Genomic DNA, 20,410 nt, shown 5'->3' with positions numbered 1-20,410 from the left:
GTCAACTCAAGCTGCGGGAACCCGTACGGAGAGCGCATTGCGTACGACTACCGTATACACCATGTTATTCGCGATCAGCACTGTGCATTTGCTGAACGATTCTATGCAGTCAGTTGTAGCCGCCCTTGTTCCTGTATTTCATGATGCAATGCAACTATCGTTCGCCCAGGTAGGGTGGATTATCTTCACGTTGAATATGACTTCTTCCATTATGCAGCCCGTCGTTGGGATGTGGTCGGACAAGCGTCCGACACCGTGGATGCTGCCGGTCGGGATGCTGTGCAGCATGGGCGGAATGATCGGTATGGCTTTCGCACAGAATTTTGCGCTGCTGCTATTGTCCGTTGTATTCGTCGGATTCGGATCAGCTGTCTTCCATCCGGAAGGCTCACGGGTTGTCTATCTCGCCGCAGGCAACCGTAGAGCGTTCGCACAGGCGATCTATCAGGTTGGCGGCAACTTCGGTCAGGCGCTTGCTCCGCTAATGACACTCTATATCTTCTTGCCGCTTGGGCAGCGGGGGGCGATATGGGGAACGCTGCTGGCCCTTGCGGCGATTGTCATTTTATACCGGGTAGTGCCATGGTATTCGAGACGGCTGGAGGAGCAGGGGAGAGCAACTGCAGCTGCGAAGCAGAAGGAAGTACATGCCGGGCAGGATGGAATCGGCTCCTTCACGCGCAGAGCTGTCGCTATCGCGCTATCCTTGCTGTTATTCATCGTCATCGCCCGTACTTGGTACGCAGCGGCGATCGGCAATTTCTATCAGTTCTACGCTAAGGAAACGTATGGCATCTCAATCGGAATGGCTCAGATTCCGCTCTTCCTGTTCATGGCAGCAGGGGTAGCAGGCACGTTCTTCGGCGGTCTGATGGGGGATCGGATCGGAAGGAAGCAAGTTATGCTGTTCTCTCTGCTGGGTTCGGCTCCGTTCGCTATAGCGCTGCCTCATTTGCCCTTAGCTTGGGTCTATCCGGCAATTGCGCTAATGGGCTTCATCCTGCAGTCGGGCTTCTCCGTCAGCGTCGTCTACGCCCAAGAGCTGCTGCCGGGCAAGATTGGAACAGCCTCAGGCCTGATTACAGGCCTAGCGTTCGGCATGGGCGCGCTTGGCGCCATCGTCTTGGGGAATATGGCGGATATGCACGGCATAGCGCCTGTTATGATAGGAGCAAGCGTATTGCCGCTGGCGGGCATACTCGCGATATGGCTGCCCAAGGACCGAAGATAGGCGAAGGAGACATTACTCCCGTATATGATCAGGAATATGGCTAATAATTTCTTTCATCGTAAAGGAGATGCAACTGATCCTTCTGGACTGTACGGTCATGGTCCCGGTGTAAATTTCCGTTAGCTCATAGGACGAGCCGGCAAGCTCATACTGCTCCAGTGCGCCATTGGCGGGATCGACGATCCAGTACTCGGGAATTTGGTAATACGCATACTTTATCAGCTTGTCCCGCTTGTCGCGAAGAAGTGTAGAAGGAGACAGAATCTCCACGACCAGATCAGGGATTCCTTCTACTCCTCGCTTGCTTAAAATATGCAATCTGCTGCGATGTATCATGACGAGATCGGGCTGGCGCACTTCATGCTTGTCCAGAATAACGTCGAGAGGCGCAAACAATACCATATATTCCAGTTCGCATGTGCGGGCGATATGCTTTTGCATCTCAAAGCTCACAATTTGATGCTGTGCGGAAGGGCAGGGACTCATCAACTCCAGCTTTCCTTCCACCAGCTCGTAACGCTGCCCGTCGTCGAAAGCGGCGTAATCCTCGTAGGTCATCGGCTGTTCTCGCAGCACGTTTTCCTTTTCCTTCTTGGAACTCATCGTGTGCACTCCTCTCTACTACATGCTTTTTCTAAGATCGTACTTTATTTCGCCGCATATGACAACAGAGTTCAGAACAAGAAAAAGCCCCCAACTCCGCTTTTGTGAGGAGGGGGTATCGCTGTTTTCGATTATGGGCCGGAATAGTTAAGGCCAGCTTATCTATGCCGACGAGAACGGCGGTTCAGCTCATTATAAGTGTTAGGACGTCGCTCTTCTTCATAAAGACTGCGACCCTCGCCGTATCCTGGTCCGACCGACAGCCATAACGTTCGGAAGCGCTCATTCAGATCGAGCTCCTCTACCAGCACCTCGCGTTCGGGATGCGTTGATTCCGCAAGAATAACGCCTTGCGGATTGACGATGCGGGACGGCTTGTCGCCGTTCCAGCCCGCTACGACCATATATTGTCCGTTAGCGATCGAATCAGCCAGACATTGCTTGACGGCGTCGCCCTTCGTAGAGACGAATACGATCTCGCAGCCTTGCAATCTCATCATGCGGGCGCTCTCCGGGAAAAAGTGGTCCCAGCATACCAACATGCCAATCCTGCCGAAGTCGGTGTCGAATACCGGATAATCACAGCCAGGATTAATGCCGTTTTTCGCTTCTGTCACCGTCAGATGCACCTTCCGGTACTTCCCTTCGATCTCGCCTGCCCGGCCGATCAGGACGCTTGTGTTGTACAGGAAGCCTTCCGTATCCTTTTCATGGATGTTCACGATAATATAAGCACCGATCTCCCGCGCTTTCCGGCAGAACGCCTCCGTTACCGGACCTGGTATCGTCTGGGCCGCTTCCATTAGCGGCACGCCGTCAGGCCTGATCATCAGCTCGGAGAAGCAGATAATATCGGCGCCTTGTCTGCCCGCTTCATCAGCCAGCTCCAGCATCGTCCGCACATGCGAATCGACGGTGGCTTGCGGATCGTTGTCGATCCGGAGGAACGTTGTCGCCACCTTCACTTTGCGAGGGGCAAGCGGCGAAGTCTCGGCTGCGACGGGCTGTCGCCACTTCACCTTGCCTGATGCCGTGCGGAAGAAGATCAGCTCCAACTGCAATTGCCCCGCCTCAGGAGGGGCTTGTTCCGTCAGAGACAGCTCTATCCAGCCGTCAGGCTGTCCGGAAGCTTCTGTCAAGTAGTCGGCCTGAAGCAGCTTGCCATCGGCATCGTTCCATGTTGCCAGCGCATGAACTGTATTGGCGTCTTCATCATGATCTTCGCACGAATACTGTACGGAGATGCGATAGGTCGTCCCCGCTAGAATAGGAATCGCGGAGCATATCCAGCGCCCGTCCATCTGACGTCTGCCGTTCGCTGTGATCGTAAGGCATGCTGCATCGCCTTCTGTTGCTTTATGAAAGATCGGAGTCATCTGCGGCATGGGCGACCATCGTTCCCATGCATCCGAAGCGATCGGTGGCGCTAAATTCGTGTTAGTAGTCGTCATTCAGAGATCCTTCCTTTCCATACGGAATCCTTGTGGCTTATGGCATACGCTTTTCATCCCGCAATCACTAGTTTCATCGTAGGATTGTGATACGAACACTGTCAATTTAAAAAAAGTGATTCTAGAATTTCTTAAACGCAGTGTGAACGGACAAACGCGCAAGCACGCAGACGCGCAAGTACGCAGACACACAAGCACGATAATCGCGTGCTTGCGCGCCTGCGGTAAGTGAATTAAGGTGTCGGGTTCGTGCCGTACACTTCAAGCTCTTTAATGTAGGTAAGCGGGCTGGTCGCGCCGTCACCGCTCTCGTATCCTCCCACCCAGAAGCGGATGTAACGCGCCTTCTTCGGCGCCATCATAATTGTTGTTCCCTTAGGCGTTGCGATGAACTCCTCATCTTCGCCATAGCCAAGTCCGATACTGTTATCCTCATCATTGTTGTAAATCGTGAATGCGTCGTAGAAGTCTGCAGTCTCGGATACTTGAATGGCCAGATCCTTATACGTGTACAGATGGCTGCTCGCCTGGAAGAACATTTTGAACATGCTGACATCTTTATAAGAGCCGAGATCTAGCTGGATATAGGCAATCGGGTAGCCGGTATTGCCGACGACGCTTGTGCCTGATACGGTAGACCCGTCCGTCAAATAGACGGGATTCGTCACCGTGCCGGGATAGCTTCCGCCAGGGATGCCGAAGGTCGGTGCAACGCCTGTCGATACGTTCGCCAGAGACATTCCGCTATATTGAACGGCGCCCATGCTCGGCTTCGAAGGATCGCCCGGATTGCCGAAGAAATCGACGAAGTCTGTGCCGTAATACGTTACGTCCGTCACTTTGGCGCCTTCTCGGAGAGCGGAAGGCGAGCCTGCCGTTAACCGGAAGTCGCGATTGGCTGCATCCACGAACAACGGGTCCAATTGTGTATTGTCCGCGCAACTGGCACAAGTGGCGTTAAGCTCGGATGCAGTTTTGCTGTCCGCCGTATCATTTTTGAACTTAACGGAAGGTCTCGTGGCGCTGCCGTCCCAGAAGTTATTGTTGTTCACGTCCAGATTCCCAGTAGATTGCCATACGTTCAGAGCGATGTCGCCGACATAGCTCTCATGCCAATTCGTCATAATGTTGTTGGAGATGACGTTGCCGTCTACAATATCCGTCCCCGTAGCGCCCGATGCTGTGCCAATGACCATGGAAGCCTGCTCCGATTCGGAAATCGTATTGTTGATGAAACGGTTATTCCTTGCTTCCATGTATTGTCCGGCGCTGCCCAGATACCATGTGTTCATATCGGCGGCATAGGGCTGATGGGAGTGGGGGATAACTTCCGTATCTTTCACCCCGGCGAAGATATTGCTGTAGTAGTGATTATAGCTGCCTTGCACATGGCTGGTCGTCGTATAATCGTGCATGTAGTTTCTTCGAATCGTGTTATTTGTTGTCTTGCCTGGAATCCCGATGACGTCGATCGTTCGCGAATAACCCGCATCCCCGCCAGATACGTCATTACGGTCAACCAGTATGTTGTGAACGCCCGGCATAGTCGGCTCGTAGCCTGTCAGTGATATGGCCGAGTGGCCGAAGTTAATGATTCGGTTATCTTTAATAACGCCGCCGTCCACTGCATGCATATAGCGAATGCCGTCTCCGTATTCCATTGTGTCGGCTACCGTCATGTGGTCCGCCCATACTTTATCGAAGAAGCTGTTTGTCACGCTAATGTTTTCTACTATGGCGGATGGAGCTGCTGTGTCCAGATTATGTACGGATATGCCGTACTTGGTCAGCTTGGTAACGGAGATGTTGTCGAACGAAATGTTGGAGCCCGGTGCATGCACTTCAATGGCCAGCCAAGAAGATCCGCCGCGGAAGTCGATACTGCTTACTTGCACATGATGAGTATCGTTCATGACCAGAACGGGGACACTCCCCGCTGGAGGAACGGGATGCACTTCCACATTCGTCGGAGCAACCGTGTCGGACCCCGTATTGACATAGACGTAAGTGCTTGTCATGGCCCATTCATCAGGCGTATTGACATGAGCGGAGGTAGGCTGCCTCAGCTTCGGAACGTCATTGACATAGAGGCGATAAGCATCCGTATATCCGCTAATGGCATGTCTCCACTGATAAGTGCCCGCAACGTTCTCCCATCCCGCATCGTTCAGCAGGTCCAGATTGGAGATAACGGGACGGGGACCGGCGCCGTAGGCATCCCATACGATCGGCTTCGCAGCGGTTCCCGACAGGCCGGATAAATCAACATTGCCGAGCGGAATATTCCAGGCGTCCCCGCGTTTGAACTTCAGAATATTTCCTTCTCCGCTTCCGGAGTCGACTGCAAGAGCGACGGCAGCACCCAGTGTTTGCTTTGGTGTAGCTTCCGTGAGTCCGTCATTGCTATCGTCCCCGGATGTGGAGAAGTAGTACGTTGTTCCGCCGGCTGCATAAGCCTGTTCCGGAGCGAGACTTCCCCAAGGGCTGGACATCAAGCACAAGGTCATGCATACCAATAGAATGCTGCGAAGCGTGATGCGGTTGTTGCGTTGTAAAGCGTTGTTCACATCCATTTCCTCCTTTGTGTATTGATTTTTAGTTGCACGATCATCATAATTCGTTGGTGACAGCGTTTTCAATTGTAAAATAACTACTCTAGAATTTTTTAAACAGCTTGAAATAAAGTACTGGAAAAAGGGGAAACCCCTACCCGTTGCTTCTGAACTGGGTAGGGGTCATGCCGGCGTGCTTCTTGAAGCAGGTGACGAAGTAAGAGGTGCTGTTGAAGCCAACCATGCCGGATATCGCAGCGATATTCTCGTTTGTTGTCAGGAGCAGCTCCTTCGCCCGATTCATACGGAGCTGGTTCACGTATTCCGTGAAATAGATATTCTCGCTTTCCTTGAACAGCTTGCCAAGATAGCTGGAATTCAAGCCGATATGCTCAGCTGCCGCTTCAAGTGAAATCGAGGTTTGATGATAGTTGCTTTCAATATAATCCAGCACTTTATTAATCGTATGAGGACGATCATTGTCCTGCGTCTTCAATTGCTCGATGACATGCTGGCAATAAGTGGTCAGATTATGCTGGAATTCAGACAGCGTAACATAATTCATTAAGCTGTTATATTGCCCGTAGTAATCTAGATCGATGGAAGCGTCCTTCGAAGCGGTCAGCTCCTTCGTCGCTTGCAGCACATGATACATTACCTGGTTGATTGCGCGCATAATATCGTTCATGCTGTAGGTATAGAGCTGCTCCGTCAGCTCGACGATATATTGCTCACAGAGATCTGCGTTCAATGCGCGGAAGTTGGTTAACAGTTGCTGTTCAATGTTTTTCGGATACAGGTTATAAGCTTGAATATCTTCGTTTACTTTAACGTCTTGAATCATGGAGCCAAGTCCATACTTCAGCTTGTAGGTCAACAGCTCTACGGCCTGCAGATAGGAATTCCGGATATCGGAGCTTCCCCGGCCGATAGCAATTGTCGGCTTAGACGAAAGCTCGCTTTCCGCAGCGGCCTGGATGCCCTGCAGCGCCGTCGTCATGTTCTCCGCAAGCTGGTCGTCTCCGCTTTCGAAATTAAGAATCAAGATGACATGGTTCTCATGCATGCCATAGATGGCTTCGCAGCTGCATATCGGCTTCATGTCGCCTTCTATCATACGGATTAAGGCATAGCGAAGCTGATTGTCCGCTTCCGGCTTGAAGGTCGGTGAGGTTTTGACAGCCTGCTCCAGTTCGAATAGGACGACACTGTAATGATTATGTGTGAAGTTGGAGCCAAGCTCCTGCAGACGTTCTGTCGCAAGCTCGCTTTCCAGTGAAATGCGGCCTTCCAGCACATTTTTGAAGAAATCCTGTTTAATGACAGGCATATTGTCTTGCACATATTGATTCAGAGTAGCGGCTTTGTTCTGATTGTTCTCAATGAGCTGGTCTAACAGCTCAAAGTCATTCCCATATTCCGATCGGTTCCCTTGGTCGTCTTGCGTGCGCACATGCTTGTCAATCAGCTTCCGTAGAGGCTGATGGAAATAGGTTGCGATGATGATGGCCGATATGATTCCCAGTATAAGAATTGCGGCGCTTAAATTGAAGGTTTTCGATCTTAAGGCGATAGCGGACTCTCGAACGACTTCATATGGCGTTACGCTGAAGAAGGTATAGTCGAGCTCTTCGGAGTTGACATAAGTGACGAGTGATCGGCCGCTATGGCCCTTGTGAACAAAAAAACCGATATCCTCTTGACGTTCCATTATGCGTCGCAGTATCCCCTCATCTTGAGAGGGATGGGGAACCGCATGTTGCTCGGATGATGAGAAGACGGGATCGCCGCTATGATTAATTGCGTTAATCTCGCTTTCCTTCATCGGATTAATGCTGAGCAGATGGTTCCTTATGTCTGCTTGTCTGACGTTCACGATCATAAAGGAGTCGTCCTCGGTACTCTCTCTTCTCTGGAAGAAGATATAGGAGAAAAGCTCGTCCTTCTGATCTGTAAGCCCTTGCACATTCGGAGTGTGCGGATCGAATTGGATGACGGCGCTTCCCAGTTGCTCGGGATACTCTCTTGCGATCAGGTCATGAATGAACTGGCTGTATTCATCGGCGTTGATGGTATGAGAAGAAGGACTGCCCAACACCAGATTGGCGGCTGGATTGACCACATATGCCGAGCTGACCATAGGATTGGAGAAGAGAAATCCGATTAAAGTGTCCTGAATAGCAGAGTAAGTCTCATAAGATGGTTTCCTGCTGTTCATCATTGTGCTGATCTCGTTGTCCCTTGAGGTGAGGAAGCCGGTGCCGACGAGAGATTTCTCCGTAATCTCCATCGACTTAGCTGTATTCTGCAGGACATGAACGGCCATTTCGCTATATATCTTCACATTATCCTTGGCGTACCAATTGTACAGAGAGATAGAGACGGCAATAATAAATGCACTAATCATTAGAGCGAGAGATCCCATCCATTTGACGATAGTCTGCTTGAAGAACGATATGCTCATGTATGTCATCCCCCATAAGTTATTACACCCTCATTCTCATTAGAATACAGCAAGCATGTAGATGCGTAAATTTAAAAAAGTAGACAATTGTTTTAAAAATATAACATATCGTTAAAAGGTCAGCCGTATGGGGCAGAAACAAAAAAAGCCCACGGTGAGATAATTGGTTATCTCGTCGTGGACCGTTTTCGCAATTATAAAAAATGCCGTTTACTTGGAAGCCAGGAATTCATCGATTTGTTTTTGAGCTTCTTCAATAATTTTATCTTGGCCGGCTGCTTTCATTTGCTTTGTAAATTCTGGCCATATCGTTTCCGGATCGACGATACCGGAGTTCAACGTACTGGAGTAAGCGTTGAATACTTGCTGCGCTTGCGCCAGCTCCGTTTTCACTGACTCCGGATTAAAGTTGAAGCCCATCAGCGGGCTGAATTCAGCGCCCTCATCCCATTTTTTGATTTTCTCGATATAGTCGTCTGTAATGCCTACTGCGAAGCGCTGCAAATTCATATTTTTAAACATCCAGCCAGGGAACGTCACGTAATCCTCATTCAGCATCTTCACGCGCTCGTCGATAATTTCGTAGTTGACGCCTTCGATGCCGTATACGTACAAGTCATAATTTTCTTGGCTGGAGAATACCCAGTTGACGAACTTGATGACAGCCTCGCCTTTTTTTGTCTGGGAGGTCACATAGATGGCATCGCCGCCGGGGCTTCTAATATATTTCTTCTCCGGTCCGAAGCCTTGATTGTTCAGCACGGCATCCTTCACATTGTTGGCGATGACATTCTGCTGGTCGGCAGCGGACATGGCTGCGCCGTTCACGACTGCAGTCGCGCCTGCAGTCAAGCGTGCAGTCACATCGCCGATATTCAGAATATCTTCCGGAATGAAGCCCTTCTTGTACCATTCATGCACCAGCTTGGCAGCCTCGCGCAGACCTGTCATCTCTTGCGTCGGCATGACGGTAATGGTGCCATCTTCGTTGATTTTGAACCCGGCGGAGCTGCCTGTTCCAGCCAGATATTCTTCCGGACCGAATTGATTCATAAGAATGTATGCGACTGATGCGGATGTCAGAGGCACCAGATCGGGCTCATTGTCCTTAATGCCTTGCAGGAAGGCTTCAAAGTTTTCAACGGAATCCGGTACCGGGAGATTGTGCTTCATTCTCAAGTCATCTCTGTACAGGATGGATTGATAGATGTTTGCTTTTGGTGAATTGCCAGTGCTCGGAATACCATACAGCTTGCCGTCCATTTTCATGCCTTCGAACAGCATGCTGTCAATGTTCTCATAGATGGCTTGGCCATGCTGCTCCATCAGCTCGTCAATTGGCGCCAGCAGCTTCTGGGAGTAATAGTTGACCAGCTGCGAAGAGCCATTCCAGAAGAAGTCGATGGAGTTGCTTGTAGCGGCATCCAACGTAATTTTGTTCGCATATTGATCCCACGGCGCGAAAGTAAGCTCCAGCTTCACGCCGATGTCCGCTGCCATTTTTTCGTTTACTTTAGCAAGTACGGCGTCCGTACCGGCGGGCTTGTCACCAGGGTAAATGCTTTTAATCGTGACGATCTCTTTCTTCTCTTCGGGAGTCGCAGTGGCTTCCGATTTCCCGGAGTTGCCTTGGTTGGCGCTGTTGTTATTCCTCGAACTGTTGCCGTTCCCGCTGCTGCAGCCGATGACGGTTACGGCGAGCAAGATGGCGACTAGCACAGTAGATAACATTTTCTGAGTCTTGCTGGACATGGTCATTCCCCCTAATATCATTATAATATATGCTCAATCGGAATAAACCGAATGATGCCTTAGCCTTTCACAGCTCCAATCGTAATCCCCTTCACGAAGTGCTTCTGGATGAACGGATAGACGAATACGATCGGTCCGATGGTCAAGATCGTCGTTGCAAGACGAACACTTTCATTAGGCAAGATGATGGTGGCGCTAGACGAAGGCCCTTCACCATTCGCAGAGGAGCTGGCCAAGTAATTCAATGTGGAGAGTATGCGATACAAGTGATATTGGAGCGATACGAGATGCTCGCTTTCTATAAAGAACAGGGATAGGTAGAAATCATTCCAGTACATGAGCATGTAGAACAGAGTTACCGTCGCAATAATTGGAATCGAGATGGGCATCGCGATTTTAAGGAAGATGCGGAACTCCCCGGCTCCGTCTATAATCCCGGATTCTCTTAGAGACTCCGGAAGGTTCTGTAAATAAGATTTCATCAGAAAAGCGAAGAACGGATTAATGCACATAGGCAATATAAGGGCGAGCAAAGAATCCTTTAAGCCCAGGTAAGAAACATTCAAAATGTACCAAGGGATCATACCGCCTTGAAACAGCATCGTGAAGTAGACGAAAAAGGCGATATGGTTCCGATATTTTACCGACTTCAGGCTAATGACATATGCGAGCATAGACGTAAGCGCTACGCTTAATGCCGTTCCGACGATCGTGACGAAGATGGTCACGCCGTATGAGCGCAAGATGTCCTTATTCTGCTCGAATATAAAGGTGTAGGCGCTAAAAGTCATGTCCTTAGGGAAAAAGCTGACTCCGTTGCGGACAATCTCGACCTCCGGCGTTAACGATCCGATCAGGACGAGGAGAAACGGCGCAAGTGTAAACAGCGACATTCCGGTCAATACCATATACAAGATGATAGTGAAGGGCGAAGTTTTTTTCTTTCCGGTTATCGTACTCATCGATGCTCACCTCCTAGTAAAGCGCGTAGTCGCGGTTGTATCTTCTTACAAGCCAGTTGGCCGTTATGATCGTAACGAAACCGAGGAATGATTGCAGCGCTCCTGCCGCACTTCCCATTGCAATACTGCCCATGCCGCCGCCGGTACCCTGGAAGGAGCGATAGACATAAGTGTCGATAACGTCAGTCGTTTCAAAAATAAGCACGTTGCTCTTGACAATATTGAAGATCATGCCGAAATCACCGTAGAAAATGCCACCGATAGCTAATAGCGTCAAAACCATAATGGTAGGCATCAGCATCGGAATCGTCACGTATCGAATAAGCTGCCATTTGTTGCAGCCGTCAATCTTGGCCGCTTCATAGATCGTAGAGTCGATGCCGACGATAGCAGCCAGATAGATGACGCTGCCGTAGCCCACCCACTTCCAAATATAAGTAGCTGTAAGAATCGCCGGCCAAAATTCCGGACTCTGATACCATGGCATCGGATCGATGCCGAACCACCCCAACAATCCATTAAGCATGCCGGTATTCGTGGCGAAGATGTAGTAGACGAATACGCCGACGACAACCCAGGAAATAAAGTATGGCAGCAGCAATAAGGATTGGCTGAGCTTCTTAAACCATGACTTGCCCACCTCATTAAGCAAGATAGCAATGCCGACCTGGAAGACGGTGCCAAATCCGATAAATAACATGTTCAGGAACAATGTGTTGAATGTGATGCGAAAAATATCGCCTGATTTAATGAGGAAATCAAAGTTTTTCAAGCCGTTCCATTCACTTCCGAAAATACCGTCGATAACGTTGTAATTTTTAAAAGCGATGACTATACCAACCATCGGCAGATAGTGCCAAATGAAGAAGTACAATATGCCGGGGATAGCCATCAAATAAAGCACTTTGTTTTTAAGTAATTCAAAAATGAAACCGCGTTTTCTCTTTACTTCAACTGTTGATGTCGGGCGGCTGTCATTCGGTTTTACCGCTGCGCCTGTTTGCATGTTATCGTGCTCCTTTCATGCATCACATTACAGCAAGCGATGACCGTCGTAAATTTTAAAAAGCAGAGAAATATTTAAAAAAGCCCAGTTCATAAAGTGAAAAGGGCTTTAAAAATTCGAGATGCATGAAAAAATAGGCGTATGGGGGGAGGGGAAAGGGACTATTGCCTTATAAGGCGTTCACTTGGCTTCGTGCCAACTATAGGAGCTCCGAACTGATGGCGCTCTTCTCCTTCCGCTGCATCGCCACGTAGTGGGATGGCGGATAACCCATAATGCGGGAGAAGGCTTTGCTGAATGATTGAATCGTTTCATAATTAAGACGTTCGGCCGTTTGCTTGATGGATAAATTTCCGAATTTCAGCATTTCCAGCGCTTTTTCGATTTTTTTATGATTAATGTAGCGCTGCAGCGTCATGCCGGTTTTATTTTTGAACGTATGGGACAAGTAAGTATAGCTGTAGCCTAGCTCGTCCGCGATGGAACGGATCGTCTTCAGCTCGTAAATATGGTTCTCGACGTAACGGATGATGGAATAGACGGTTGAGCCGACAGAATGGCCCCACTTGTCCGGCGAGTATCTAGCTGTCTTGCCCGTCTCCTTCTCCCGGAAGGCGCGATAGGACAAGATGATGATTTCCTCCAGACAATTGCGAATCAGCATGTGCGAATAAGGCTTCTGCGAGAAGAATTCGTCAATGTTCCGGAAGAAAGGCACCATTAGATGATCTGCGCCAGTCGCATGCCGGTATGGAGCCGATTGGAAATAGCTTTGAATATCCCGCATCTCTTCATCGGCTCTGTCATTCAAGACGAAGCCCATATAGACGAAGCGGAGCATGCTATCCCTGTCCGCTTTGATCGTATGCCGGTGACCGACAGCATTGCAGACGATATCGCCTTCCTTGACCGTAATGCGTTCGTCATTAATATAGAAGCTGCCGGTGCCCGATACGATATAGCTCAGCTCCAGACAGACTTGCTTGTGAGAGGCAATAATATGGCCGCACTCGCAGGCAATCTCGCCGAATTGATAAAGATTAATTCCGCCGTAATGGGCTTGATTCGGCGGGAAGGCATTGTCAAAATGGAAAAGGCATCCTGCCTGTTGTTCGTTCGTCATCGAGATCCCGCCTTTGTTGTCGCTTTGTATGTATAAGTATAAAGATGAGTGTAAGGATAAGTATAAGGATGAGTATAGCAGTAAAGACGGGCCGGCGGGCCCGTCTTTCAGCTCTATATGTTCGTAACTATCCGGTACGCAGGCGTGAAACGGTAATTATCCGCGCGGCAGCTCCAGCCACTGATGAGGCGTCTTCATGGCTTTGTGCCCGTATTCAATAACCGTGATGATCGTCAACGTCTCTTCCTGAGGGACGGGCGGCTGGCCGCTGCGGAAGAAGGCAACCATGCTGGAGATGAAGCTGCCGAAGAAGTTGGACTCTATCTTATAGCTTATCGATCCGCCTGCAGCGTAGTTAACGGAAGTCTGGAACGCGCAGTCGTGAAAGTGATGAATGGTGGCGAACCTTCCGCGGGAGAATCCGATATGAAGCGCCGGTGTGGCTTCGGTTCCCGTCCACATGACGCGTTCCGCTTCACTGCCCATCAAAGCGACGATCTGCTCCACCTGGTGGATGGAGTAATTCGCGTACTGACCCGGTCCGAGCGTCACGATCGTGTCGATGCCCTCACGCCTGACGGTGTCCGCTTCCGCGGCGAACCGCAGAGCGGAGCTGGAGAAGAGGGGCGTTCCGGACTCCGCAGCCCATTGGAACAAGCGCTCGGCCGTCGCTCTGTCAGGAGCGAACGTCTTGTCGACGTAAGTCGGCTTGCCGGATTGAAGCGGAAGCCGGCACAGTTCCTCGTGCTGCTCCGGATGATCGGGGGACAGCACGATCAAGTAATCGCTCGCTTCCACGACGGATTCGATGGAATCCAGGAGCTGGATGCCCTTCTCCCTGCACCAGGTCGCATTGTCCAGACCGTTGTCTGCATCCCGCTTGCCATAGGCGTAAGCGACAATCATCTCTCCGCCTGACGCCTCCTTAATCCAATCCGGGTACTTGTTGGCGTGCCATTCGTCCAGATAGTAGTCTATGAATCCGATCTTCTTCATACTTCACCTGTCAGATTGATTTCAGCCCGTTGCTCTGAGGAGTCATAGATGGCTTGAATAATCTGTGTGGACAGAATGACCGTGTCGATATGGGACGGCAGCTTCTCCCCACTATCGATGCAAGCGAGGAAGGAATCGATCTCGTTCTGGAACGCATCCACAGCGGTGAATTCCGGCTTCGTCTCATACAATACGCCGTCTTTGAAGCTGTATACTTTGAACTCCTTGCCGTATTGCAGGCGAATGCCGGCTTTATCGCCAAGGAAGTCGATATACATCTCGTTCTCTCCGATGTTCTGTGCCCATGCGCCATTAAGCGAGATGCTAGGACCTTCCGTTCGCACCATCGCCGTTACGAAGTCGTCGACGTCGTATGTACCGTCGAATCTCGGTGGACCTGCCCACATACTTTTGTATGCATAGTTCTCCATATCCTTGCCCAGCTTGCAGTAAGCTTGGCCGCTGACTGTAAGCGGCTTGGGATCGCCGGAGCAGTACATGACGATATCCAGGAAGTGAATGCCCCAGTCGATAAGCACACCGCCGCCGGCAATGCTCTTCGTCGTGAAGGTGCCGCCCAGTCCCGGAATGGAACGGTGGGAGCGGAAGCTGGCATAGATATGGTAGAGCTCGCCGAGCTCGCCGTTGTCAATCATCTTCTTAATAAGATTGACGCCTGTATTGAAGCGGTTCACGACACCGATGATCAACACTTTGCCCGTCTCATGCTGAACGCGCTGCATCTCCAGCGCTTCTTCGTACGTTCTGGCCGCCGGTTTCTCGCACAATACGTGCTTGCCTGCGCGCATGCATGCGATAGAGATTGGAGCATGAACATGGTTCGGCGTACAGATTGACACCGCTTCCACTTCCGGGTCGTCTAGAATGATCCGATAATCCGATATGGCTACGCCGCAGCCGAAGTCGGCTACCGCTTTCTCGGCTCGTTCCAACTGCTGGTCGCAGAAGTATTTAATTTCGGATGTAGGATTGGCCATATAGGCTTTAATATGAGTGCTGTTGGCGAGCGGGCCGCAGCCGATGACGGCCACTTTAATTTTACGCATGACGATACCTCCAAAAAAGTAATGTTAGGATGATCCTACTTATACAGAAAAAAGCCGTTGTGCTAGACATAGGAATGCGTTACAAGTTCATTGTAGCGCAATCCCTCCTGAACACAAGGCATATTTTCATGTTATTACTTATCCCGATTTGTCTTTTTAGAGCTTTCTCCACTGGCTAGGCGTATGTCCTGTGCATTTTTTGAATACGGTCGCAAAGTGCTGACTCGTCTTGAAGCCGAGATCGAACGCAATGTCTGTCACCGCTCTGTCAGGCTGCCGTGCAAGGAGTGAGCACGCTTGGTCGATTCTCAGTCGTTCGATATAGGCGGCGGGAGATTGACCATGCATCTGGCGGAATACACGATATACATGTGATTCACTAATACCGAGCTCGTCGGCCAGCCGTTCAATCGTCCACTGCTGATCAGGGTTCCGCTCGATCGTCAGGGCAAGGGAAGCCATCGCTTCCTGCAAGTCCGGCGGCAGAAGATTGGCGTCTCGAGGTTGCATTGCCTGCAAGAGTACGTCAGTTAGGCAGTGCCGGATTCGAAGGGCGGCATACGGATCGTTCTGTTCCACCGCTTCTCTCATCAGATGAAAATTGCTCCTTACCCGCGCGTCGACCGCAATAACTCTGGGCAGGCTGTGCAAGGCGCTCTCCAGCGCTTTCTTCTCATCGTCAGGCAAGCGAAGCCAGTGCTTCGAGGTGCAGGGATCGGTTACGATGATCCACCAAATGGAGCAAGGCTCAATATGATGCAAGCGTGCGCGATGCCATTCATTCGGACGGGTATGGAACAGCTGGCCGGTATGAGACGCGTATGTTTCTCCGTCCACGACCCACGACGCTTTGCCGCTCTCCATATAGACGAATTCGAAGCAATGCTCATGCAGATGATCTGTCAAGGACAACGCTTCATTGAAGCGGTCGTAACCAAGCAGCACCAGCTCGGGGACAGCGGCGGCAACATGATGATTGTGCATAGAGGGATCGAACAGCCAGCGGATGGGCATATGCTTCTCATTCATGAAGAGACACTCCTTATATTGTTTCAGTATGTCGTAATGTTTCTAATCCTACTTGATCATAACTGAAAAGTAAAACGGAGTGTTCATCCCCTATTATAAAGTCATATCATTCATGAATGGGGTGGCATTGTGTCAGTTATCAAGTATAACGTAACGCAAGAAGATAAGGATGTATTCAATAGAGACGGGTATTGGATCAGTCCCAAGCTGATCGACGACGAGACGATTGAGAAGCTTCGTGGGGCGCACGACCGCATCTGGAGCAAGGACTTCGATGGCGACGGTTCCCCGTTGTATCCTGTAGCTCGTCCCAAAGACAAGCTTCAGATCAGGAAGCTGGATAACGGCTGGTGGATCAACGACGAGGTGCGTTCCTTCGTGACCGACGAGAATCTGGGAGAGATCGCGGCTGATTTGCTGAATGAAGATGAAATCCGCTTGTGGCATGACCAGGTCATTCTGAAGCCGGGATCAGGCGGCGAGGAGACGAAGCTGGGCAATGTGGGCTGGCATCAGGATTACGGCTACTGGCGCTGCAGCAGCACGACGAACATGGTTACCGTATGGCTTGCCTTGCAGGATACGGTCATCGAGAACGGCGCGATGATGACGATACTGGGCTCCCACAAGTGGGGCGAAGTAGAAGGCAGCGATACATTCTTCGATCAGGATATGGACAAATTAAGAACGAAGTTCGCTACTCGCGATTGGGTGGAGGAGCCTTGCATCTTGAAGGCAGGGCAGGCGAGCTTCCATCATGCGCTTACGTTCCACGGCTCCGGGCCGAACATGACGAACGATCCGCGTCTGTCCGTCGTTGCTCATCTGATGCCGGGACATACAGCATATCGCAAAGGCAGACAGCATCACAGCAATGTAAACTTGCTGGGACCGCGTCCTTATAACGGCCAGCCGTTCAACAACGATTATTTCCCGCTTCTTTACAGCCGAAAGGCGTAAGACGGAAGGTGTAAGATGTAAGGCGGCAGGTATAGACAGAGGGCGTAAGATGGAAGGTATAAGAAGGTAGGCACAGACAGAGCAAGGAAAAGGGCAGCAGCTTCGGGACGAACGTCTCGGACTGCTGCTTTTTTTTGCGGGATAGGTATGTAATTTCGGGGTGAAATCGATATTCTTACCATATTCGTCCGAAGAGGATCGAGGTTAAACCGATCTCTTATAACCATTGCTATTTTACAAACGTAAATATATAATGTCTATAAAAAATATAAACAAAATAATAAATTGTTTGTTGATTAGGAGTGGATTAACATGAGTTTGGATGAGAGGTTCTGGTCAGCGTCATTGGAGGAGCTGAAGCAAGGTTTTGTGTTGGATGAAGTAACGGACAGTTATTGCTGTCTCATCTGCGGAGAGAGCTTCCAGAGAGGGGAAATATTCAGGCAAGGGGAGCGATTGTTCGAGGCGGGCAAATATGCAAGCATTCATACTAATGAAAGGCATGGTTCTATGCTGGACTACTTGCTGCGGATGGATAAGAAATCGACAGGTCTGACGGAATTGCAGAAGGATCTGCTCAGACAATTCGCAGCGGGACTATCGGATGCAGATATTGTGAAGCGGGCTGGCGGCAGTGCATCGACCATACGCAATCATCGGTTTGTGTTGAAGGAGAAGGCAAGGCAAGCGAAGATGTTGCTTGCCATAATGGAGCTTATGGAGCAAGGTGCGGCAAATGCGCCCAAGTTCGTGCCGATTCATCGGACCGCTACGCAGGTGGATGAAAGGTATGCAATGACGGAAGAGGAGAATGCGAGCCTGTTGAAGCAATACTTTCCGGATGGACTGGATGGGCCGCTTTTATCATTCCCCCGCAAGGAGAAGCGGAAGATCGCCGTGCTTCGTCATATCGCCACTTTCTTCGAAGGCGGAGAGAATTATTCGGAGAAGGAAGTGAATGAGCGGCTCCAGCAATTCTGGAGCAAGGATTATGTGACACTACGGCGTTATATGATTCAATACGGCTTTCTTGATCGCGAGGAGGATGGCTCCGCTTACTGGTTGAAGGAGACGGGGAGAGGTGCGACTGAGGAGGCAACTATGGCAAGCCGAAGTATAGAGCCGAACAGCAAGAATGGAAAGGGGAAAGTGGCAATGAGCAAATCAGTGGGCTTATCCAAGGAGCAGCGCAAGCTGCTGACTGCGGAATACCAGGAGCGTGAACGTTCCATGGGCGTGTACCAGATTACGAATGAGAAAAACGGCAAAGTCTTCATCGGCGCTTCCAATAATCTGGACGGACTATGGAATCGAGAAAGGTTCATTCTCGATATGGGGACGCATATGAACAAGGGGCTGCAAGGAGATTGGAAGCAGCATGGCGCTGAGGCGTTCCGCTTCGAGATTGTGGAGACCTACACGCCGGAAGAGAAATTGCGCTATGATTACAAGGATGTGCGTGATGAGGAAGGACAGGAGCTCGCAGAAGTGGTGCGGGACTACAGGAGGAAAATGGATAAGCTAAAGAAGCGATGGCTGGAGAAGCTTCAACCTTATGGCGAGAAAGGGTATCATTAGTGTAGATTAACTCATACCTTGATGGCTGAACGGTGCGGGAACAGTAGGAGTGTTGGTGGAAACTGGATGGTGCTAGTGTGGCTGGAATGGTGCTGATGGGGGTAACGGATTGACGTGTGAACTAAAAAGTGCCTCAAAAGTGTTGACAACGCTCAGCCTGTAAAGTAACATTGTGGTAGATTTTGGCGAATTGATAAATGCATATAGAGATAAATGTGAAGCGAAGCACGCTTTTTCTTACGAATCGTAAGGGAAGTGTGCTTTTTTGCATTGGGAAATGTTGAAATTCAAGGAAAGTTGAAGAAAAATGTTGGCAATTGAGGTGATAGGTGGTACAACAAAACGAGTAACTTGTTACTAGAAAACATGAAAGAAACTATAGAGGAGGATGTTGACAATGTGGAAGAAGCTTTTTAGTTCCGTGCTTGTATTTGGAGTAGCTGTGGGGATTATAGATGGAACGGGTGCTGTTGGTGATGCTCAAGCTCAGGAGATAGAAGCGGTTTCTGGAAGTAACACTACTTTTACGGATATAGATGGACATTGGGCCGCATCGGATATTCAGCAAGCGGTGATGAAAGGTTATGTGGAAGGGTATGATAACGGCACATTTAAGCCAGAGAGAAGCGTGAAGCGGTCAGAGTTTATCAAGATGATCGTTTCGGCCATGGCATTAGATGTAGAGGACGTAACGAAGGGCAATGATTGGTATAAGGCTTATGCGGCCGCTGCGAAGGAAGCAGGTATATACCAGGACGAGTTCGGATCGGAGCAACAGTGGAATGAAGCGATCACACGGACGGAAATGGCGAAGTTCGCGGTAAAGGCTGCCGGTAAAGATGAAGGACAATACTACTACATCGACTTCAATGATCCAGGATACATGTACTTGGCAACGGATGCCGGCCTTATTCACGGGAAAGGCGGGGGAAAGGTAGCTCCTGAAGGGTTAACGACACGCGCCCAATCTATTACTGTTATTGAACGGTTACTGAAGCTGCAAGATGGGGAAGTGCTGCCTAAAGCGGATAAGCTGACACGTTCGAACGCTGAGTTCAATTGGAGAAGGACGAATATCAATACGATGCTGGATGATTACTTGGCAGATTCCTATCATCCATATGATGAAAGCTTTATGGTGGAGTCCCGTGATGGATTATACAAAGGCGAGTTGATTCGAATGACGGTTATTGACCTTGAGGATGAAAACGATCCTAATCGGAATTTAGTAGATATAAATGGTTTGCAGTGGGGAGCTAGACCCCAATACAAGCCGGAGAAATATAATTACTATCCGCTTAAAAACCTCAAAGAAAGTTTTTTGGTTGTTTTTACCACTAAAGTTCACTATGTAAAGGATACAAAGAAATACGGTTCGGGGGATTATGTCTCTATGAATAATTACTATGGTAAATATAGTTCTGACGATCGGGATGAATTGAATCGTGGGGTTCTGAACGGCATTCCATTTCTGTTTTCTATGGAAGGGGAAATTCAATCGCAAATGGTGCTGCTTCCTAAAAAGGTGATGGAAAGTCATAACAGTGTGTTGAGATTTGGATTAAAATCAAGTGCAGTCACTGTAGGTATAACAGATATTGAGGTTTTTAAAGGAGTTATAGAGCATGAATAGGTT

The 20,410-nt window shown here is 49.7% G+C and carries 14 protein-coding genes and 1 pseudogene; 4 read left to right on the top strand and 11 right to left on the bottom strand.

Annotated elements, in window-relative coordinates:
- Positions 1 to 61: 61 nt before the first annotated feature.
- Positions 62 to 1,231 (top strand): MFS transporter, encoded by a 1,170-nt coding sequence (locus tag ACFQ2I_RS19220; RefSeq protein ID WP_377567189.1) that lies wholly within the window; start codon positions 62 to 64, stop codon positions 1,229 to 1,231.
- A 12-nt stretch (positions 1,232 to 1,243) separates the two neighbouring features.
- On the opposite strand, the gene ACFQ2I_RS19215 is transcribed toward ACFQ2I_RS19220, so the two are convergent.
- The 11 genes from ACFQ2I_RS19215 to ACFQ2I_RS19165 all read right to left on the bottom strand — a co-directional run bounded on the left by ACFQ2I_RS19215 (position 1,244) and on the right by ACFQ2I_RS19165 (position 16,236).
- Positions 1,244 to 1,834 (bottom strand): Uma2 family endonuclease, encoded by a 591-nt coding sequence (locus tag ACFQ2I_RS19215; RefSeq protein ID WP_377567111.1) that lies wholly within the window; start codon positions 1,832 to 1,834, stop codon positions 1,244 to 1,246.
- A gap of 158 nt (positions 1,835 to 1,992) precedes the next feature.
- Positions 1,993 to 3,285: a carbon-nitrogen hydrolase family protein gene (locus ACFQ2I_RS19210; RefSeq protein WP_377567109.1), complete on the bottom strand. Its 1,293-nt coding sequence runs from the start codon at positions 3,283 to 3,285 to the stop codon at positions 1,993 to 1,995.
- A 233-nt stretch (positions 3,286 to 3,518) separates the two neighbouring features.
- Complete coding sequence (locus ACFQ2I_RS19205) at positions 3,519 to 5,852, bottom strand: hypothetical protein (protein ID WP_377567107.1); 2,334 nt, start codon at positions 5,850 to 5,852, stop codon at positions 3,519 to 3,521.
- A gap of 139 nt (positions 5,853 to 5,991) precedes the next feature.
- Positions 5,992 to 8,301: a helix-turn-helix transcriptional regulator gene (locus tag ACFQ2I_RS19200; RefSeq protein ID WP_377567105.1), complete on the bottom strand. Its 2,310-nt coding sequence runs from the start codon at positions 8,299 to 8,301 to the stop codon at positions 5,992 to 5,994.
- 210 nt (positions 8,302 to 8,511) lie between these two features.
- On the bottom strand, positions 8,512 to 10,053 hold the full coding sequence (locus ACFQ2I_RS19195) for an ABC transporter substrate-binding protein (RefSeq protein WP_377567103.1): 1,542 nt from the start codon (positions 10,051 to 10,053) through the stop codon (positions 8,512 to 8,514).
- Between the two features lie 59 nt (positions 10,054 to 10,112).
- Positions 10,113 to 11,015: a carbohydrate ABC transporter permease gene (locus tag ACFQ2I_RS19190; RefSeq protein ID WP_377567101.1), complete on the bottom strand. Its 903-nt coding sequence runs from the start codon at positions 11,013 to 11,015 to the stop codon at positions 10,113 to 10,115.
- 13 nt (positions 11,016 to 11,028) lie between these two features.
- Positions 11,029 to 12,021 carry an ABC transporter permease gene (locus ACFQ2I_RS19185; RefSeq protein ID WP_377567099.1) on the bottom strand — a complete coding sequence of 331 codons (993 nt, stop codon included), beginning with the start codon at positions 12,019 to 12,021 and terminating at the stop codon, positions 11,029 to 11,031.
- Between the two features lie 199 nt (positions 12,022 to 12,220).
- Entirely contained in the window at positions 12,221 to 13,144 is a 924-nt protein-coding gene (locus tag ACFQ2I_RS19180; RefSeq protein WP_377567097.1) for a helix-turn-helix domain-containing protein, read from the bottom strand.
- 156 nt (positions 13,145 to 13,300) lie between these two features.
- Positions 13,301 to 14,140, bottom strand: a complete 840-nt coding sequence (locus ACFQ2I_RS19175) for a hypothetical protein (protein WP_377567095.1) — start codon at positions 14,138 to 14,140, stop codon at positions 13,301 to 13,303.
- Positions 14,137 to 15,207: a Gfo/Idh/MocA family protein gene (locus ACFQ2I_RS19170; RefSeq protein WP_377567093.1), complete on the bottom strand. Its 1,071-nt coding sequence runs from the start codon at positions 15,205 to 15,207 to the stop codon at positions 14,137 to 14,139. Before ACFQ2I_RS19170 ends, ACFQ2I_RS19175 begins: the two co-directional genes overlap by 4 nt.
- A 156-nt stretch (positions 15,208 to 15,363) precedes the next feature.
- A complete protein-coding gene (locus tag ACFQ2I_RS19165; protein ID WP_377567091.1) occupies positions 15,364 to 16,236 on the bottom strand; it encodes an AraC family transcriptional regulator in 873 nt (290 codons plus the stop codon).
- A 129-nt stretch (positions 16,237 to 16,365) separates the two neighbouring features.
- Here ACFQ2I_RS19165 and ACFQ2I_RS19160 point away from each other — a divergent pair, with 129 nt between their 5' ends.
- The 3 genes and pseudogenes from ACFQ2I_RS19160 (at position 16,366) to ACFQ2I_RS19150 (ending at position 20,407) form a co-directional block, all read left to right on the top strand.
- Positions 16,366 to 17,196, top strand: coding sequence for a phytanoyl-CoA dioxygenase family protein (locus ACFQ2I_RS19160; protein WP_377567089.1), 831 nt, complete (start codon positions 16,366 to 16,368; stop codon positions 17,194 to 17,196).
- Positions 17,197 to 17,508: 312 nt separating this feature from the next.
- A pseudogene (locus tag ACFQ2I_RS19155) lies at positions 17,509 to 18,264 on the top strand (DUF2087 domain-containing protein); the annotation flags it as partial.
- A 907-nt stretch (positions 18,265 to 19,171) separates the two neighbouring features.
- Entirely contained in the window at positions 19,172 to 20,407 is a 1,236-nt protein-coding gene (locus ACFQ2I_RS19150) for an S-layer homology domain-containing protein (RefSeq protein WP_377567087.1), read from the top strand.
- Positions 20,408 to 20,410 lie beyond the last annotated feature (3 nt).

Origin of the sequence: Paenibacillus chungangensis (assembly GCF_042675905.1) — a bacterium.
Classification (GTDB): domain Bacteria; phylum Bacillota; class Bacilli; order Paenibacillales; family Paenibacillaceae; genus Pristimantibacillus; species Pristimantibacillus chungangensis.
Note: the sequence above shows the minus strand (reverse complement) of the source record. Positions and strands in the feature narration are given on the sequence as shown.

What these genes read in the sequence shown, in the direction of transcription:
- ACFQ2I_RS19220 (WP_377567189.1), top strand. Translation starts at nt 62, where the DNA reads ATGTTATTCGCGATCAGCACTGTGCATTTGCTGAACGATTCTATGCAG.
- ACFQ2I_RS19215 (WP_377567111.1), bottom strand. Translation starts at nt 1,834, where the DNA reads ATGAGTTCCAAGAAGGAAAAGGAAAACGTGCTGCGAGAACAGCCGATG.
- ACFQ2I_RS19210 (WP_377567109.1), bottom strand. Translation starts at nt 3,285, where the DNA reads ATGACGACTACTAACACGAATTTAGCGCCACCGATCGCTTCGGATGCA.
- ACFQ2I_RS19200 (WP_377567105.1), bottom strand. Translation starts at nt 8,301, where the DNA reads ATGAGCATATCGTTCTTCAAGCAGACTATCGTCAAATGGATGGGATCT.
- ACFQ2I_RS19195 (WP_377567103.1), bottom strand. Translation starts at nt 10,053, where the DNA reads ATGTCCAGCAAGACTCAGAAAATGTTATCTACTGTGCTAGTCGCCATC.
- ACFQ2I_RS19190 (WP_377567101.1), bottom strand. Translation starts at nt 11,015, where the DNA reads ATGAGTACGATAACCGGAAAGAAAAAAACTTCGCCCTTCACTATCATC.
- ACFQ2I_RS19185 (WP_377567099.1), bottom strand. Translation starts at nt 12,021, where the DNA reads ATGCAAACAGGCGCAGCGGTAAAACCGAATGACAGCCGCCCGACATCA.
- ACFQ2I_RS19180 (WP_377567097.1), bottom strand. Translation starts at nt 13,144, where the DNA reads ATGACGAACGAACAACAGGCAGGATGCCTTTTCCATTTTGACAATGCC.
- ACFQ2I_RS19175 (WP_377567095.1), bottom strand. Translation starts at nt 14,140, where the DNA reads ATGAAGAAGATCGGATTCATAGACTACTATCTGGACGAATGGCACGCC.
- ACFQ2I_RS19170 (WP_377567093.1), bottom strand. Translation starts at nt 15,207, where the DNA reads ATGCGTAAAATTAAAGTGGCCGTCATCGGCTGCGGCCCGCTCGCCAAC.
- ACFQ2I_RS19165 (WP_377567091.1), bottom strand. Translation starts at nt 16,236, where the DNA reads ATGAATGAGAAGCATATGCCCATCCGCTGGCTGTTCGATCCCTCTATG.
- ACFQ2I_RS19150 (WP_377567087.1), top strand. Translation starts at nt 19,172, where the DNA reads ATGTGGAAGAAGCTTTTTAGTTCCGTGCTTGTATTTGGAGTAGCTGTG.